Origin of the sequence: Algisphaera agarilytica (assembly GCF_014207595.1) — a bacterium.
GTDB lineage: Bacteria > Planctomycetota > Phycisphaerae > Phycisphaerales > Phycisphaeraceae > Algisphaera > Algisphaera agarilytica.
In genome coordinates, this window is record NZ_JACHGY010000001.1 from 3,934,794 (window position 1) to 3,950,686 (window position 15,893).

12 protein-coding genes are annotated in these 15,893 nt (G+C 59.9%); 9 read left to right on the forward strand and 3 right to left on the reverse strand.

The features are described from left to right. Window positions 1-91: 91 nt before the first annotated feature. Complete coding sequence (locus HNQ40_RS17080; RefSeq protein ID WP_184679025.1) at window positions 92-1,471, reverse strand: UDP-glucose dehydrogenase family protein; 1,380 nt, start codon at window positions 1,469-1,471, stop codon at window positions 92-94. 488 nt (window positions 1,472-1,959) lie between these two features. On the opposite strand from HNQ40_RS17080, the gene HNQ40_RS17085 reads away from it, so the two are divergent. The 5 genes from HNQ40_RS17085 (at window position 1,960) to HNQ40_RS17110 (ending at window position 9,097) form a co-directional block, all read left to right on the forward strand. Beyond that, window positions 1,960-3,978, forward strand: coding sequence for a nitrite/sulfite reductase (locus HNQ40_RS17085; protein ID WP_184679026.1), 2,019 nt, complete (start codon window positions 1,960-1,962; stop codon window positions 3,976-3,978). A 172-nt stretch (window positions 3,979-4,150) separates the two neighbouring features. Continuing rightward, window positions 4,151-5,005, forward strand: a complete 855-nt coding sequence (locus tag HNQ40_RS17090; RefSeq protein WP_184679027.1) for a family 16 glycosylhydrolase — start codon at window positions 4,151-4,153, stop codon at window positions 5,003-5,005. 379 nt (window positions 5,006-5,384) lie between these two features. Continuing rightward, window positions 5,385-6,572 carry an AAA family ATPase gene (locus tag HNQ40_RS17095; protein ID WP_184679028.1) on the forward strand — a complete coding sequence of 396 codons (1,188 nt, stop codon included), beginning with the start codon at window positions 5,385-5,387 and terminating at the stop codon, window positions 6,570-6,572. After that, window positions 6,569-7,132 carry a DUF4276 family protein gene (locus HNQ40_RS17100; RefSeq protein ID WP_184679029.1) on the forward strand — a complete coding sequence of 188 codons (564 nt, stop codon included), beginning with the start codon at window positions 6,569-6,571 and terminating at the stop codon, window positions 7,130-7,132. The genes HNQ40_RS17095 and HNQ40_RS17100 overlap by 4 nt, the downstream gene beginning before the upstream one ends. Window positions 7,133-8,359: 1,227 nt before the next feature. Continuing rightward, complete coding sequence (locus HNQ40_RS17110; RefSeq protein ID WP_184679031.1) at window positions 8,360-9,097, forward strand: hypothetical protein; 738 nt, start codon at window positions 8,360-8,362, stop codon at window positions 9,095-9,097. Window positions 9,098-9,155: 58 nt separating this feature from the next. On the opposite strand, the gene HNQ40_RS17115 is transcribed toward HNQ40_RS17110, so the two are convergent. Next, entirely contained in the window at window positions 9,156-11,150 is a 1,995-nt protein-coding gene (locus tag HNQ40_RS17115) for a hypothetical protein (protein WP_221435605.1), read from the reverse strand. Between the two features lie 358 nt (window positions 11,151-11,508). Between HNQ40_RS17115 and HNQ40_RS17120 the strand changes: the two genes are divergently transcribed. From HNQ40_RS17120 to HNQ40_RS17130, 3 genes are all read left to right on the forward strand, one after another. Beyond that, entirely contained in the window at window positions 11,509-12,267 is a 759-nt protein-coding gene (locus HNQ40_RS17120) for a platelet-activating factor acetylhydrolase IB subunit (RefSeq protein ID WP_184679033.1), read from the forward strand. 328 nt (window positions 12,268-12,595) lie between these two features. Continuing rightward, window positions 12,596-13,258 (forward strand): heparin lyase I family protein, encoded by a 663-nt coding sequence (locus tag HNQ40_RS17125; RefSeq protein WP_184679034.1) that lies wholly within the window; start codon window positions 12,596-12,598, stop codon window positions 13,256-13,258. Between the two features lie 113 nt (window positions 13,259-13,371). Continuing rightward, window positions 13,372-14,220 (forward strand): MOSC domain-containing protein, encoded by an 849-nt coding sequence (locus HNQ40_RS17130; RefSeq protein WP_184679035.1) that lies wholly within the window; start codon window positions 13,372-13,374, stop codon window positions 14,218-14,220. A 9-nt stretch (window positions 14,221-14,229) separates the two neighbouring features. Here HNQ40_RS17130 and HNQ40_RS17135 read toward each other — a convergent pair whose 3' ends face one another. After that, entirely contained in the window at window positions 14,230-15,105 is an 876-nt protein-coding gene (locus HNQ40_RS17135) for a family 16 glycosylhydrolase (protein ID WP_184679036.1), read from the reverse strand. A 169-nt stretch (window positions 15,106-15,274) separates the two neighbouring features. Here HNQ40_RS17135 and HNQ40_RS17140 point away from each other — a divergent pair, with 169 nt between their 5' ends. Then, window positions 15,275-15,883, forward strand: coding sequence for a GyrI-like domain-containing protein (locus tag HNQ40_RS17140; RefSeq protein WP_184679037.1), 609 nt, complete (start codon window positions 15,275-15,277; stop codon window positions 15,881-15,883). The last annotated feature ends 10 nt before the right edge of the window (window positions 15,884-15,893 follow it).

Genomic DNA, 15,893 nt, shown 5'->3' on the forward strand with positions numbered 1-15,893 from the left:
CTTGTTCATGTGAGAAGGTATGGGCATAACGACAACCGCCGAGCGGGTGACGCTCGGCGGTTGCGGTTTGATTCGATGGTTGCGGCGAAGCTTACTTCGCGACGTTGGCCTCTTCGGCGTTGACCGGGGTGCGGCCGACGCTGAAGTAGGTGAAGCCTTCGTCCTGCAGCAGTTGCGGGTTGTAGAGGTTCCGGCCGTCGAACACGATCGGCGAACCCATCAGCGAACGCATCTTGCCGAAATCGGGCTGCTTAAACTCGGGCCAATCGGTGCAGATGACCAGCGCGTCGGCGCTGCCGAGGGTGGCGTAGAGGTCGTCGTGGTAGCCGATGGAGTCGCCCAGCACGATCTGGGTGGTCTCGTGGGCCACGGGGTCGTGGGCTTCCACGGTGGCGCCGGCGTCGACCAGCTTATTGGCGATGGTCAGGGCGGGGGCTTCGCGGACGTCGTCGGTGCCGGGCTTGAAGGCCAGGCCCCACATCGCGATCTTCTTGCCCGACAGGTTTTCTTCGCCGCCGAAGAACTCGACGATCTTGTCGTAGAAGTTCAGGCGTTGCTGCTGGTTCACGTCGTGGACGGCTTTGAGGAGGGGGGTCGGGGTTTCCGACTCGATGCCCATGCTGACGCAGGCGAGCGTGTCCTTGGGGAAGCACGATCCGCCGTAGCCCAGGCCGGGGTAGAGGAACTTGTTGCCGATGCGGGCGTCGCTGGTCATGCCGCGCCAGACCTCGTCGACGTTGGAGCCGTAGGCTTCGCAGAGGTTGGCGATCTCGTTGATGAACGAGATCTTGGTGGCGAGCATCGCGTTGGCGGCGTACTTGACCATCTCGGCCGAGGGCACGTCCATCACGAAGATGGGGTGGCCGTTGCGGACAAACGGCTCGTAGAGCTTACGCATCCGGCCGCCGGTGCCTTCGTCGTTGACGCCGACCACTACCCGGTCGGGCTTGTTGAAGTCGTTGATCGCGGCGCCTTCTTTGAGGAACTCGGGGTTCGAGGCCATGTAGAAGGGCTTGTTCGTTTCCGCGGCGATGGCCTGGCGGACCTTCTCGTTGGTGCCGACGGGCACGGTCGACTTAACCACGATGATCTTGCCGCGGCGTTCTTCGAGCTCGCCGCCGGTTGCGCCGGGGGCGTTCTCGATGGCCTTGCCGATGTCGCTGGCGGCGGCCAGGACGTACTTCAGGTCGGCGTGGCCCATCTCGTCCGAAGGCGTGCCCACGCAGATGAAGATCATCTCGGCGTTGGTGTAGGCCTGGGTCTTGTCAGTCGTGAAGTGCAGACGGCCGGCCTTGTGGTTGCGGTCGATCAGCTCGTCGAGGCCGGGCTCGTAGATCGGGCTGATGCCGTTGTTGAGCTTCTCGATCTTCGCGGGATCAACGTCGAGGCAGGTCACCTCGTTGCCGATGTTCGAGAAGCAGGTGCCGGTCACGAGTCCGACATAGCCGGTGCCAACCATGGTGATACGCATGGAAACTGTCCTTCTTGCTGCCGACCGTCGGGTCGAGCGATGAAAAATGTCGGTCCCTGATCTGTGGGCCGATTAGTGAGACCCCGCTGCGATCCGTTCGCCGAGCGAGAGTCCCACCCTATTTGTCGGCCGAATGCCTCAGCCGCTTCACGGAGCGGGTCTTATCGGCCAGCAGACCCGAAATCCGCGGCGTTGCACCACGGGCCTCGGCACCGCAGTGCCACCCACTCCAACCGGCCGTACCCACGGCCAGCCTACCCATTGAAACACGCAATCCCCGGCCGAGCAACACAACCTGCCCCGCAATCTTTCGCCACCCCGCGCAAAGGCCGGTCTGTGCCGAAAACCCATTATCCGGACCTCCGATTCGCCACTAAGCGTTGTCCCTAGCCCCGCCGATTCGCAACGCCCCGCAACCCGACTATCATGTCCCATCTGACCCGATAAACCGGGACGCTCCATCCCCTTACACGAGATTTACCCCGACCATGGCCGACAAGCCCGCCAAGAAGCCCCGCCCCGTCAAACTCCCCGAGCCCCTCCTCCAGACCCCCGAGGACCAGCTCTCCCACGACGAGCACTTCAAGATCAACTCCAAAGGCGTCGTCGGCCCCCTCCCCGAACGCTACCGCGACCACGACACCCTCGACCTCGAAAAAGAGTCCGAGTTCCTCTCCAAGTCCCACGGCCTCTACCTCGAGTACAACCGCGCCAAGACCGGCCGCGAAAAGGACTGGATGTACATGGTCCGCGTCACCGTCCCCGGCGGCGGCGCGTTCAACGCCGACCAGTGGGCCATCCTCGACAAGGTCGCCGACGACTACTGCCACCACAACCCCTACGGCGGCAACTCCCTCCGTCTCACCACCCGGCAGAACATCCAGTACCACTGGCTCCGCAAGCCCGAGGTCATGTCGCTCGTCCAGGACGTCGCCAAGACCGGCTTCTACACCCTCAACGGCTGCGGAGACAACGTCCGCAACGTCATGGGCTGCCCGCTCTCCAAGTTCACCACCCTCGAAGGCGCTTCCGCCTTCGACCTCGCCCACCAATACGGCACCTACTTCCGCCTCCCCGCCGCGCCGCACATCCAGGTCTTCGCCGTCGACCCCAACGACATCGACGACACCGGCGTGGGGTACGACTACGGCAAGCAGCTACTCAACCGCAAGTTCAAGATCGCCTTCAGTACCGCCCACCGCGACCCCGACACCGGCGCGATCACCTACGACAACTGCACCGAGATCCGCACCAACGAGATCGGCGTCGCCCCCCTCGTCGAAGGCACCGGCTCCGACGCCAAGGTCGTCGGCTACCAGGTCTACGTCGGCGGCGGCCAGGGCGAAAAGAAAGGCAAGCCCACCTTCGCCGCCCACGGCAAACCTCTGGGCATCTTCACCCCCGAAGAACTCATGCCCGGCCTCAAGGCCATCGTCGACGTTCACAAAGAATGGGGCGACCGCAAAAACCGCGTCTGGGCCCGCATGAAGTACGTCGTCTGGAAGCAGGGCATCGCGTGGTACCGCGACCAGGTCAAAGCCCTGGGCGCCTCCTTCGACCTGCCTAACGAAGACCACCACCCCGGCGAACGCAACCTCCACACCGGCTGGTCCAAGCAGGAGTCCAACGGCAAGTGGGCCTACGGCGCTTACATCGAATGCGGCCGCCTCACCGACGGCGTCTACATCGACCCCGCCAAGACCGCCGCCGAACGCGGCAAAGAAGCCCCCACGGGGCGTGCGGACTTCAGTCCGCATGAAGCCCCGCGCCTCCGCGCCATGGTCCACGCCGCCCTCCAATCCTTCCCCGGCACCGAGGTCATGGTCACCCCCAACCAGGACCTGCTCTTTACCAACATCGACGAAGCCGCCAAGGAAGACTTCACCGCCAAGCTCGCCGAGTTCGGCCACGGCACCCGCCGCGGCAAAACCTACTCCACGCTCCGCGTCCTCTCGGGCGCCTGTGTCGGGCTGCCCACCTGCCGCCTGTCCTACACCGACTCCGAGCAGTTCGAGCCCGAGCTCCTCGACGAGCTCGAAGACCGCGGCTACGGCGACATGGCCGAGTCCATCGGCATCACCGGCTGCGAACGCCAATGCTTCCGACCCGCCACCAAGACCCTCGGCTGGATCGGCTCCGGCGGCGACAACTACGCCCTCAAGCTCGGCGGCTCCGAAGACGGCTCCACCCAGGGCCACTGGCTCACCGACGGCCAACTCCAGTTCCTCTCCGCCGTCCCCCGCGAACGCGTCGCCGACGTCTGTGCCACCCTCTTCGACTGGTACAAAACCGACCATCTCGCCGAAGGCGTGCGGGCTTCAGCCCGCATGGACGACGACACCAAGTCCCCCGAAAAAATGGGCCCGTTCATCCACCGCATGGGCTACGCCGCCGTCCTCGAAAAACTCAAAGCCGACGAGCGCACCGCCGACCTCCTCGAGAAACGCAACCCCGCGATGGTCTTCGACCCCTACATCGAGAAGAACCTCGTCGAGACGACTTCCTAACCCGCTGACGAAAAGGCCGGCCGTCACCCCCTCTCCCCCCGGGAGAGGGACGGGGTGAGGGCACACGAGTCCCGCAAGACCACCACCCCAAGCACAGGAATCTTTCTGTGCCTATCATGTGGTGCGTCTTGATTTAAGTACTTCAGCATCACCTCTCCAGGAAAAAGTCGCCATGCCTGCCCCGAACATCTGTGCTCGTTTCTCCGCAGTCGCCATCGCCCTCATCCTCGCGGCGTTCACTTCCACCGCCGTCGCCCTCCCCCCAGCCCCCGAAGGCTACAAGTGGGAAAAACAAGAAGCCTTCTCCGACGAGTTCAACGGCGACGAGCTCGACAAATTCAAGTGGCGCACCTACCACCCGTTCTGGCACACCGGCCGAGCCCCCGGCCGATTCACCGCCGACACCATCTCCGTCAAAGACGGCAAGCTCCAGATCAAAAACCGCATGCTCGACCAGCCCCAGGACGGCTACACCATCGCCTGCGGCTCGGTCACCTCCATCAGCGAAGACGCCCACTACGGCTACTACGAGGTCAGCATGAAGGCCTCCTCGGTCAACCTCTCCTCCACCTTCTGGTTCACCAACCGCCCCCACTACGGCGTCCACCACGAGATCGACGTCATCGAGGCCGTCGGCGGCGACCCGAAATTCGAAATCATGCGCCTCGGCATGAAGTCCAACACCCACACCTTCACCGACAAGGGCCAGCAGTTCTCCCAAGGCGGCAGCACCAAGCTGAACGTCCCCGCCGACGAAGCGTTCCAGCGCTACGGCATGTGGTGGAAAGACGCCAACACCATCGACATGTACTACGAAGGCGAATACGCCTTCACCATCCACCCCAAGACCGACGTCTCCGACACCCCCTTCGACCGCCCGATGTTCATGTGCCTCGTCACCGAAACCTACGACTGGCAACCCCCGCCCACCGCCGAAGACCTCGCCGACGACACCCGCAACACCACCTACTACGACTGGGTCCGGGCCTATCGCCTCGTGCCGATTAAAGAGCACGCTGCCGAGTAACGGCATCTCACCATCTGCTTTCGGCCCGCCCCAGGCAGAGGCCGCTTTAAACGGACCCTGTTATCATGCAACAGATGATTTTCGGATACTCATTTCCTCAATCATGCTTTACCTTTATCCGCAATACACCGCCAACTTCTGCGCCAACCTGTTCGAGAGATACAAAGCCAAATGGTTGGAAGCAGAAGCTGCTAAACTAGAAATCGAACCCATGGACCTCTTTTTACCTGCATGGACTACGCCGCCGTGCTGGAGAAACTCAAAGCCGACGAACGCACCAGCGACCTCTTCGAGAAGCGTAATTCGAAGAAGCTGTTCGACCCGTATGCTGAGCAAACATTTTTCTGATAGTTACCTTTGGCTGTCGTAAAGGCAAAAAATGCTTCAGAGATTAATTGTAGAGAACTTCAGATCGATAGAACGGGCTGAGATTGATTTATCTAGTCCGACGATTGCATTTGTAGGCCGAAATGGTGCAGGCAAGACTAACGTTCTTCATGCAATATTGCTGGCTGCAAAATCATGCGTAGGTGATAACAGTCATGGGTATTTGCCGAGGCCTCATCGTACGGATAGGCCGTTGCACTTTGACCTTACGTTTAAGATTGATGGTCATGTCTATAGATACATATACGACCGACATTTTAACAGTAATGAAGATTTTGAATTAAAAGAATCGATGGAAGTCAATGGGCAAAGTATTTTCGATCGAAAAGACTTGACGATAACTACAGAACTAGACGGTTATCGCAGTATTAAACTCGCAGAGCAAACCTCTGCTATGGAAGGCCTGTTGGCACTAGTTCCCGATGATGTGCAAGGCCTAAATACCCTACGTATTGCCAAGGGGTACCTCGAATCTGTCAGGTATTATCCCCTCGCTCAACGGTTCGAAGAGCATCGCATGCCAAGAAGCCCTTTGATTACGGCGCAAGAGTTTGATGCTTGGTTCACGGACCCTGAAAAATCAGATCGTGTGCGGTCAGTTCAATTTCGGATTATTGCCATGTCCGAACATTTTCCAGAAAAATTGGAGGAATTGCAGGTCATACTTGGCGACAAAGGGCTTGGGTTGATTTCTGAAATTCAAGTCGGGAAAGTAGAAATTCCAGAGTCGGAGTCAACTTCAAATTTGGAGAATAAGGTTAATAATCATGCATATATTGTTGGCTTTACGCCGGGATATGGCATCGCAGGATCTGAACGGAATTTTTGGGCTTTGGGGCTATCGGCCGGTACGCTAAGAGTTTTGCAACTTCTGACGTTTCTTATTTATGACGAATCGAGTTGCGCGCTTATGGAGCAGCCGGAGGATTCTGTGCATGATGGGTTGCTCGTCAAAGTGATTGATGTTTTAAAAGCATATTCTCACAAAACTCAGTTGCTTTGCACTACACATTCGGCTGGAATCATGAATTCATTTGACTCAACAATGATTCGGCTCGTTTCGGCAGATGAGCGGGGCCTCACAAATGTCAATAGCCTTTCTGAGTCTGAGGTTATTTGTGCGCAACAGTATCTTGAAGATGAAGGTTCGTTGTCTGAGTTTCTTGAGGGGTTGCAATGAAACTTGCCATATTGGCTGAGGATGTAAGTGACTGTGATGTGCTCAAAAATGTAGTGCGTTTACTTGAACCTGGTATCGGTTTTTCATTTAAAGCTAAGGGTTACAATGGTTGCTCTGGTCTTCTCAGAAAGGGGTTTAGGGATATGAAGTCGTGGCACCAGCAAGGTGTTGATCGGTTTCTGATCTGTCACGATGCTGACTCGAATTCTCCTGAAGATGTATGTGCTAAAGTAAAGCGTGATGTGATTCGGAAATCTGGTGCGACTTGTTTATCTTGTATAGCGGTGCCCGTGGAAGAAATTGAAGCATGGCTAGTTGCTGATGAGTCGGCAATCAAAACAGTGCTTCCGAAGTTTAATTTCTCTGGGCATCCCAACCCTGAGTCAATCAATTCACCGAAAGAATGGTTAGAAAAGAAGTCTCGTGCTCAAAACGGCCGCCCTTTATATGCTCACAAAGTTTTTAATCCCAGAGTAGCAGAGGTTTTGGATTTGTCTGTTGTGAAAAAAAAGTGCCCTTCATTTGAAAAGTTTGCGTCGGAGTTTTCTAGCATAATTTAGTATCGCTTGATGGGGAAAGTGTTTGCAATTTTTGTAGTCCGGGCGGTGGCTGGCTGAGGCAGAGTCTTCGATGCTCCGGGCCGATAACTTGCGCGTCAAGCCCAAGGTGATTTTTTCAACCCTCACTTGGGTATTGATGAGCCCGATGGTCATCAGGATTAGGGCAAGTCTCACGCATCTGATCTCGCCCCGAACTACCGATACGTCTAGCTTTCGTGTTTAACCTTGAGATCGCGTCTTTAGTTGTTCGCGAACGCGATGTAATCATAAGCATATGCGCCGTTTCCCCTTCCAAACGCTCTGTTTCCCTTTCCATAAGCTCCATATTCATTTCCGTACGCGGCGTATCCCTTTCCTTACGCGCCGTTTTCTTTCGCAAACGCAGCGTTTCCCTTTCCGTACTCCGCATATTCCTTTGTAAACGCCGCGTATCCCTTTCCATATACGGCGTATTCACTTGTTTTTCCGGCATTTTCGTCGGAATCATGCAGTTATCCGGACAGCGCCGAATCACCTGACGAGAGTGGGGGTCGCATCGGTGCGCACAGAATGTCAGGCTGATCCCCCAATAATCGGGACTCGCGTAGGAAAATTATCTACCGTTCGCAGCGGACCTTATGTCGTTGAACTCGGCAGAGCGGCCAAACCGTGCGCACTGGGGCTGCGCCCAGCCCCCTAGTGACAGCCCCCGGTGGTTTTCAAGCGTGAAGGATGTCCGCGGGCAAGGCGCCAGGCACGCTCATATCCGGTCCCCCGCCCCCGGAAGAATTCCGGAAGTGGGAAGGGGGCTCTGCCTTCGGACGCTTCCGGGGGCGGGGGCGGCTGGGCTCGCGTGCTTCAATGCGTGGGGTGTTGGCGTTTGTGGGTGAGTCACCTTGCCGACAACAGACACGATGGACCCCGCAAGGGGCCGCCCCCCGGACGCGGGTTGAGGACGACGGCACCCCCGGAAGATCACCGCGCCATGGCGCGGCGGTAGCCGGGAGCCAGCGGGACCGACGTGTGGGCCGATGCACACGACGCCAACCCGCCGCCGAGCGTTCGCTCTTTGGCAATTAGGTGTTGGGGGCTTAGGGGCTTAGGGGCTTGGGGGCTTAGGTGGACTTGTTTTTTGACGCCTGGCTGGGCTTGTGCAGCTTCATTTTCTGCAGTGATGGTACGATGCAGTCGATATTGTTAACAATCTGAGATTGCCGGCGTTCTGCCCGGGTCTGAAAGGTCAGCGAGATGAATTGGAAATCGATTGGGTTGATCGCGGTTGCGCTTGCGTGGGGGCCGATGACGGGGGCGCAGGAGGTGGTGTTCGATATATCGAGCGAGGCCGACGTGCGTCGGTTGTTGCCCAAGAGTCAGGCCAAGGCGAAGGGCATGGCGGGCCGAGGCGGGTTGAAGGTCCGAACCGCCCAAGGGCCCGGGGGAGAGGCGGCGATCTTGATCGGTGGGAAGGTGGATGGATCGCTGTACCCCAACGCGACGTATGGCGACGTGTTGCTGCCGGGCACCGGGTATCACGGCATCAATATCGACCCCGATTGGATGGGGCGGCCGTACACCATCCAGTATGAGGTCTACCTTGGGGCGGGGCACGGCGTGCAATCGATGTCCTTGTCCACGCGATTCATGGCCGACCTTGACGACAATCAGATTGTGAAGTTCGAGGATCCCGGCAACGAGTTTGCCCACCGCCTCGAAACATTTGCCGCCGTCGGGGGCCCCGACCTGGCGGTCGTTGATGCTTGGCAGACCGTGAGTACAACCGCGGTGATCCCCACCGCGGATAAGGCCGGCAACGCCATCGGCCAGATGAACGTGTCGATCAACCTTGGCACCATCGGGGCGCCCAAGGGGCAGGTTTGGGTCCGCAACATCCGGATAACACTGGAGGCGCCGGCCGACGAATCTCAAGACGACCCGCCGGCCGAGGAAGCTCCGCCCGTCGAGGAAGAAGTGCCCGAGCCCGAGTAAGCCGCAAACGCATTCGGCTGCGGGTTGTGGTATCGCGATTCACCATGCCATCGGGTGGTTATTCGTACAGGTCTTCGCCGGCGCGGCGACTGGCTTCGATGAGTTCGGCGTAGGGGGTGTCGCAGGTGTCGGTGAAGCCGATCTGGTAGTTCTCGTGGTCCCAGAGGCGGCCGGTCGTGGGGGAGTCGCAGAACTGGAACCAGTGGCAGCCGACGATGTTGGGGTGGTTCACGCAGTCCATCACGTACTGGTAATACGCGTCGGCCCGTTCGTCTTGGTCGGCGACTTTCACGAGGCCGGTGTCGAACATGCCGCGGTCCAGAGCGCCGAAGTGGAACTCGCCGATGATGTAGGGCTTGTCTCCGGTTCGCTCGAGGCCTGCGAGCTTGTCGGCGAGGTGGCGGCTGTACACATTGAAGCTGACCACATCCGCGAACTCGGCGTTCGCTTCCAGCACCACCGGGGTGATCTGGGCGTTGCTCCCGTAACGGCAGCCCAGGTACATGTGGTTGGGCGCGACCTCCTCGAGCACGCGATGGATGGTGCTGAAGTAGGTGCGGACGAACTTGGTGTTGAACGCGACGAGGTCGGCGTGGGCGCCGTCGCCCTCCGGGGCATGTGTGGCTTCAAGCATGGCGGCCCAGGAGGCGTAATTTGTCTGCCAGGCGGTGTTGAGTGCGTCGATGGTGCCGTACTTCTGCTTGAGGTCGGACAGGAACACCCACTTGGCCGACTGGTCGACGGGGGACTGCAACGCCGCCACGGCCATCGCGGTCTCGTCACCAAAGGTCAATTCGTTGTCCACGAAGTAGCCGATGCACATCGGGTCCTCGATGGTTTCGACCAGTCGCGGCTCGCTGAGTTTGCGGCGGATGCTTGCTTCGAAACTCGGGTCCAGCACATCCTTGAACTTGCCCCAGTGACCGCTGGACCCCGCCAACGGCTTGGAATCGGGTCGCACATAGGCCACATAGGGCAGCTTGCCACGCAGGTAGATGTCTGGCGAAGACCAGTTCCCCAGCGTGTTCACGCCCCATGCAGGGAGGCGCTGCGTGCACATTTCAGCGAAACGGTTCTCCCAGTCGTCTCCATACTTACGCATAGCGTTGAACTTGTGGAAGCTGAACGCACGCACCGATTTGTTGTAGAAGTGAGACCGCTTGAGGTTGGGCGTCCAAGAGAAATAGAGCTCGCTGTTCTCGGCATTGTCTTCGGGCAGGTGATCGAACCAGTGCTGGCGTTCGTCGACGATGGTGCCCAGCTTGAACGCAACGCCGTCGATCCCCACGGAGAAAAACAATCGGCCTTCCGGATCGACTAGGGTCCACTTGCCGTCGTGTTTCGCGGTGCGGAACCAGCCGGTGGCTTCGAGTTGGGGGCCGTCTTTCCATCCGCCGTAGCGGTTCCACGATGAGGGCGGGGCGGCCTCGGCGAGTTGGGCGGCTTCATCGACGCCGGCTTGGATCATCGCCTCGAGCGAATGGGTTTTGCCGGGCCAGTCCTTGTGCTTGAACTGTCCGAACTGATCGATGAAGGGGAAGACCTGTTCGGGCACGGCCGTGGTGGATGGCGGGGCGGGTTCGCCGGCGAGGCGTATCGGGCCGAGCTCGAAGGAATGCGGGGTGTTGTCTTGAATCACGAAGAAGATGAGCTGGGTGATGTTCTCCAGGTGCATGGATTCGTTGCTGAAGAACGGGATGCCCCGCATGCCGAAGAAGTCTTCCGGCGAAATGCCCTCGTAATGGACGTAGGGCACGAGGGGGATACGGACTTCACGCATCACGCCCGGCTTCAGGGAGATGGGGTGGGTCCGGGTGAGCGTTTCCGAAGCCTCGGACCCCGCCGGCTGACTGTCGATCCGGCAGTGGATTTTGGCGGAAGATTCGCCGGTGTTTTTGATCTGGAAGACCAACTCACCATGGGTCGAGACGTCGGCCCCGTGGTCCAGGGTGAACGTGACGCCCGGCCACCTCTCGGTTTGACCCAGCGTCATCTGCAGGACGGGCCCGGCCTCGTTCTCGGTGAGGGACAAGGCCGCGTCACTGGTTTGCATGACCTCCAGCTCTAATTGGTCAGGCACCTGTATCAATACAACTTCGGTTGCGGCCAGTGGAAGAGCGAAAGCGAGCAGCGGGAAGAGCCAGCCAACGAAATAGGTCATCGCGAATCTCCGAGCGTTAACAGAAACAGCAAGATATGCACCTCTGAAGAATATTGAATCCGGCGTCACACGACATGGTACGAAAGGCAAAAAGGATGTCGCATCTCAGGGGTGGCGGGATTGATGGGGATCGGCGTGGTCTGATGCACGCCTCCCCAGCACGCCAATCGTTCGCTCTTGGGGAATCAAGTATGTGGCGTGAGGCTTGAGAGGCCTCGGCTCATGACGGCAAGACCGATAGAATGAAACCATGAAGCATATCTACGGATTATTTTTATTGATGGTTTTGTTGGGGACAGCGGGCGCGATGGCGGACGAAGCTGTGTTGTCGCCCTCCTTAAACGCGCAGCCACAGACGGCCGAATGGGCCGCGTCGTGGTGGATGCCGCGGCACGAAGCGAAGCTGCAAGAGATTAAGGACCGCGAACGGATCGACCTGGTGATGATCGGCGACTCGATCACGCAGGGTTGGGAGTCCGCGAACCCCGACAACGCGGCGTGGAATATGCAACCGGTCTGGAACGAGTTCTACGCCCACCGCCACGCCCTGAACCTTGGGTTCAGCGGCGACCGGACCGAGCACGTGTTGTGGCGGCTGCGTAACGGCCAACTCGACGGCCTCTCGCCCAAGCTGGCCATCATTATGATCGGCACGAACAATCTTTCCATAAAACGCACGCCTGACGATACCGCGGCGGGCGTGCTCGCAATCGTCGAAGAGGTCCGCACCCGGCTGCCTGATACCAAGGTATTGCTGCTCGGCGTATTCCCTCGGGGCGAGCAGCCCGACAACCCCGTCCGCGAGCCGATCAAGCAGATCAACGACACCCTACAGCAACGGGCCGACGGCGAGACGGTGTGGTACTTGGACGTCGGCCCCAAATTCCTGAACGACGACGGTGTCTTGCCCAAGTCGATCATGCCCGACGGGCTCCACCCCAACGCCAAGGGCTATGCGATCTGGGCCGAGGCTGTCGAGCCAACCGTGGCGGAACTGCTGGGCGGGTAAAGCGTGGCCGTGGCCCGCGGATCGTTCGGCTGGTGTGGTGTCGATGGTGTTGATTGAGCGAGTAAGGTGGATGTGGAACTCATGAGCCGCCTGTCGGTTGGAGGTCGGTGATGTTTTTTGCGTTCGTCTGGGATTCGGAGACTAAGTGATGCGGCAGATGGCTTGTTTGTTCTGTGCTTTACTGGGGTTATCTCAGATCGGGGCAGACGTTGACGGTCAGGTGGCAGCGAACGTGGATGCCGAGGGGCAGGCCAGCATCAACGAGTCCAGCTGGAACCTGGAGAACGCGCCCGGAAACCTGAAGCACGCACGACAAGGAGATGGGGCTTTGAAACCCTACCTCAGCGAGGTTGCGAGGCGGGGTTCGCGGTCGGTCGTTCATCAGCTTGGAACCGAGGGGGTAAGCGGCTCCCAGCGTAGCGAGCACCTGATCGTGGGCGGGCATGACATCAGTGAGGGGGACGAGTATTTCACGGGGCTGAGTGTTCGTCTTGAGCCGGGCTACCCCAAGCCGGGCAGCTGGCACGTGTTGCACCAGATCCAGCAGGCCCCGGCTGTGCCCCGTCCCGGCAGCAACAACCCAATGATCACGCTGAACCTCGACGCGGAGACCGACAAGCTCCAGATCCATTGGCGCACCGGCGAGGACGGCCGGGATGGGAAGTACCTCGGGCGTAAGGCCGTGATCGATTTCGAGGAAGGCCCGCTGCGGCGTGGCGTGTGGTACGACCTCATCGTCGGTTGGAAGTACTCGCCCGACAGCAACGACGGCTGGGTGCACGTCTATATCAAACGCAGTGATCAGCCCCAATACACCCGCTACGCGTTCGAGAACCTACGCGTCGGGTTCACGGACGCTCCGGACATGATCTGGCAGAACAAGTTCGGCCTCTACAAAGGCGGCGACGGTCAGAAGCACGTCGCCTATTTCGACGAGGTGCGGTTCGCCACGAGCCGCGAAGACGCCCGCATCCCCGGCAGCAGGTTTTGATGCCTCTTGGAACGTGCGGGACCGGTATGAGATTTCACTGATTCTCATCTGCTCGTGGTGGGGCGGGTATGATCGTGTTGGCCTGCGAGGACTCATGCCTTTGAGGATTCGCGATGCAGGATGTCGGAAACGTGAAGGAAATCTGGCGCTACCCCGTAAAAGGGATGGCGGGGGAGCGCCTCGATGTGGGCCAACTTGGCGAATCCGGAGTGGAGGGAGACCGGGTTTGGGCGTTGTGGGACGTTAAACGGAAGGAGATCCAGAGCTGCAAGGTTCGACCAAAACTACTGCGTTGCACCGCACGGACGCTGGACCGCGGTGAACACGTCGAGGTCAGGTTTCCCGACGGTTCGACCCTGACCAGCGAAGGCGACCGGACGGCGATCAACGCGCGGCTGTCGGATTTGGTGGGGCACGAGTCACGTCTCGAGCCGTTGCGGCCGGCGTCAGACGTAGACTTCTTCCGGCGGTATCAGCCGGGATGGCGTGATGATTTGGTGGCGACATTTGAGCGGGAGCCGGGCGAGCCGCTTCCGGATTTTTTCGATGATTTTCCGGAGGAGGCGCGGGAGTTCATCGCGGCCCCAGGTTCGTTCTTCCTGGTGACGACGCTGCATGTGGTGACCACCGCAACATTGGAGCATTTGCGGTCGTTGACCCCCGAGTCGGATTGGGATGTGCGGCGGTTCCGGCCGAACCTGGTGATCGAGACGCCGCCGGGCGTGGAGGGGTTGGCGGAGCAGGACTGGATCGGCCAGCAGTTGACGCTGGGCGAGGTGACGCTCGATTGCCCGATGACCACACCACGCTGCGGCGCAACCGTCCGGCAACAAGACGGCATCCCCGCAGATTCGACGGTGCTGCGGACCATCGTGAAACACGCCGACCAGAACCTGGGCATCTACGGCGAAACCGCGACGCCCGGCACCGTGCGACTCGGGGACGTAGTAACGCTGGTTTAAACGATCGTGTTACTCCGCGATGCGCCAGGTGCGGACGTAGTCGTAGCGGGTGGAGCGGTCTTCGAAGCTGAGCTTGGTGCCGTCCGGATGGTACATGCTGCCGGGCTCGCCCTTGGCGGGCGGGGGGTTGTGGTCGTAGGTCTCGACGACCATGCGCAGCCGCATCGGGATGTTGAACGGCAGGCCTTCCTCGGGGTGAAGGATGGCGACACGTTCGCCGTCAATGTAGAACCAGATCTCGGTCTCGGTCTTCCACCAGCAGGCGAAGGTGCGCCATCGGCCGGTGATCGGGCCGTCGGTGGGGATCTGGGCTTGGGAGAGACCTTGCTTGGGGAGTGGGCCCTGGTTGCGGACCGACAGCCAGTAGTGCTGGTCCCACTCTTTGGTCCACCACGGGTCATCCGGATTCTCACGGCTATCAACGCCGACGCATTCGACAACGTCGAGCTCGACCGAGCGGATGCCCTCGGGGGTTTCGGTGGGGTAGGCCATGAGCCAGAAGGTGGAGGACATGAAGGTGGCGTTGACCATCATGCGGGCTTCGGTGTACATGCCCACGTCGGCGGGAAGCCGGCTGCCGACCAGAGCGCCGCGGTGGGTCCACGTTCGGCCGTGGAGTTCGAACGGCTCGTCGATGCGGTCGGCGGTGAGCCAGAGTTGGCCGTCCTTCACGGTGACCTGATTGGCGTCGAAGATCGCGGGCGGTCGGCCCGACCAGTTCTCATCCAGCCAGATCCATTTGGAGAAGTTCAGCCCGTCGCCATCGAACTCGTCGGAGAGCTCGGGCACCAGTTCAAACTGAGCGCCGCCCAGGTCGGGTGCTTGCCCCTCGGCAAAGTCGGGCTGCGGCTCAGACGTCGCGGCACAGGCGGTTAATCCGGTCAAGCAAAACGTTACCAAGCCCATCAAAACGCGATCGATCCGAGTCATGTACTTCCTTTCGTGAAACACGTTCTGATCATAGACAGCAGAGCCTTGATTGTAACCCACTCGGTATGATCGGAGCCCCGCGGGGCTGTGCTGGGGACTCGGTGATGCGGCGGACGGAGTGGCCATGAAAATCGACTTCAAGAAAACGTTGCCGAGCTACAAAGCCAGGCGGGGCGTGTTCGAGGTGGTGGACGTGCCGGCGATGCAGTACCTCATGGTCGACGGCGGCGGCGGGCCCGAAGCCGAGTCGTTCAAGCGGGCGATCGAGACGGTGTACCCGGTGGCGTACACGCTGAAGTTCATGTCGAAGAACGATCTGGGTAAGGATTATGTGGTGCCGCCGATGGAGGCGTTGTGGTGGGCCGAGGATTGGTCGGTGTTCACGACGGGCTACGACCGCTCGCGGTGGGAATGGTCGGTGATGCTGATGACGCCGGACTGGATCACGCGGGAGATGTTCGACGCGGCGGTCGAGAAGGTGGCGGCCAAGAAGAACCGCCCACCCGGTTTGGACGAGCTCCGGCTGGGGACGCTGGCGGAGGGCCGATGTGTACAGACGCTGCACCTGGGCCCGTTCGCGGATGAGGGGCCGGTGCTGAAGCGGATGCACGAACAGTTCATCCCCGAGCAGGGTCTGAAGATGACCGGCAAGCACCACGAGATCTATTTCAGCGACTTCCGCAAGACGGCACCAGAAAAGCTGCGGACGCTGCTGCGCCAGCCGGTGGCTTAGCGGTTGAGGT